This is a genomic window from Kribbella caucasensis, assembly GCF_004361855.1.
Lineage (GTDB): Bacteria > Actinomycetota > Actinomycetes > Propionibacteriales > Kribbellaceae > Kribbella > Kribbella caucasensis.
The window spans coordinates 1-1572 of record NZ_SNWQ01000080.1 but is presented as its reverse complement, the minus strand read 5'-3'; the positions used below and the strand labels follow the sequence as shown (position 1 = coordinate 1572).

The 1572-nt window shown below is 64.6% G+C and carries 1 protein-coding gene; it reads left to right on the top strand.

The window, feature by feature from the left end; all coding sequences use genetic code 11:
- Nucleotides 1-126: 126 nt before the first annotated feature.
- Nucleotides 127-1538, top strand: a protein-coding gene (locus tag EV643_RS43895) for an IS3 family transposase (RefSeq protein WP_133806163.1) whose coding sequence is annotated in 2 segments (ribosomal slippage) — nt 127-484 and nt 484-1538 — 1413 coding nt in all. Because the reading frame shifts where the segments join, the coding sequence is not laid out codon by codon here.
- Nucleotides 1539-1572: the final 34 nt, after the last annotated feature.

Sequence of the window (1572 nt, the reverse complement as noted above, 5' to 3'; positions counted from 1 at the left end):
CCCTACGTGTCAGGGTTGGGTGAGGCCAGCAGCTAACAGCAAGTCCGCCGGATGACGTAGGGCGAGAACAGGAATCGATCCATCATGTCCAGTCCGTCCGCGGTCGCGATAAGCGACGATAGTGCGATGAGTAGCAGCAGTTCCGGCCCCAGGTCGGGGGGTCCGGCCCGGCGACGGTCGTTCACCCCGGCGCAGAAACTCGACCATCTGTCGGCCTACGAGCAGGCCATCGGCCGGGGTGAGGGTGGGGCGTATCTGCGGGAGCAGGGGATCTACTCCTCGCAGATCACCGAGTGGCGCAAACTGCGTGATGCCGGGGTGCTGGAGGGGAAGAAGCCGGGCGAGAAGATCGGCCGGTTGAGTCCGGAGCAGGCCGAGATCGCGCGGTTGCGCCGCCAGCTCGACAAGGCCGAACAGCGTCTGGCCACCACGGAGGCGGCGCTGGGCATCATGGGAAAAGCACACGAGCTCTTGGAACAGTTGTCCAAGAGCTCGCGGGACGAACCACCGCACACGAAGTCTTGATGACGACCTACCGCGAGTTGACCGTGATCTCGGTCTCGACCCGTACCGCGGCGCGGCTGACCGGGATCTCGCGGGCGACCGCGACCCGCAAACCACGCACCCCGCTACCGGTCGTGGCGGCGCCACCAACGCCGGCGAACAAGCTCAACCAGTTCGAGCGGGCCCGGATCCTGGACGCGGCGAACTCGCCGGACTTCGTCGACTTACCGCCGATCCAGATCTACGCCCGGCTGCTGGACAGCGGCGTGTATCTGGGCTCGATCTCCACGATTTATAGGGTTCTGGCCGAGAACGCCCAAGTCAAAGAACGCCGCCGACTCGCGCGGCACCCGGCTCGGGCGATCCCCGAACTGGTCGCTACCGGCCCGGGCCAGGTCTACTCGTGGGACATCACGAAACTGCCCGGACCGATCAAGGGCAAGTACTTCGACTGCTACGTGATGATCGATATCTACTCCCGCTACATCGTCGGCGCTCACGTGCACGCCAGCGAATCCGGACAACTCGCGGTGGAAATGATGACCGAAATCTTCACCATCCACGGCGCTCCCCACATCGTCCACGCCGACCGGGGAACATCCATGACCTCCAAGACCGTGGCGGCGTTGCTGTCGGACCTGGAGATCACCAAGTCGCACTCACGACCCCGGGTGTCCAACGACAACCCGTACTCCGAAGCCTGGTTCAAGACCCTGAAATTCGCTCCCGTGTTCCCCGAACGCTTCGCCACCGTGGGCGAAGCCCGGACCTTCATGGCCACGTTCGTCGACGGCTACAACCACACCCACCGCCACACTGGCCTCGGCCTGAACACCCCCGCCGACGTCCACTACGACCTCGCCGCCGGCAAAGCCGCCCAGCGGTCAGCGACCCTGGCTGCCGCACGAGCCCGCAACCCCGAACGGTTCAACACCGACCGCGACCCGCTGATCCTCACCATGCCCGACACCACATGGATCAACAGACCAGCACCGACACCCCAGAAGGAAACCGACACAAAACTAGCCGCCTAACTCACGCTGGCCTCATCCGCCTTGACAAATTCCG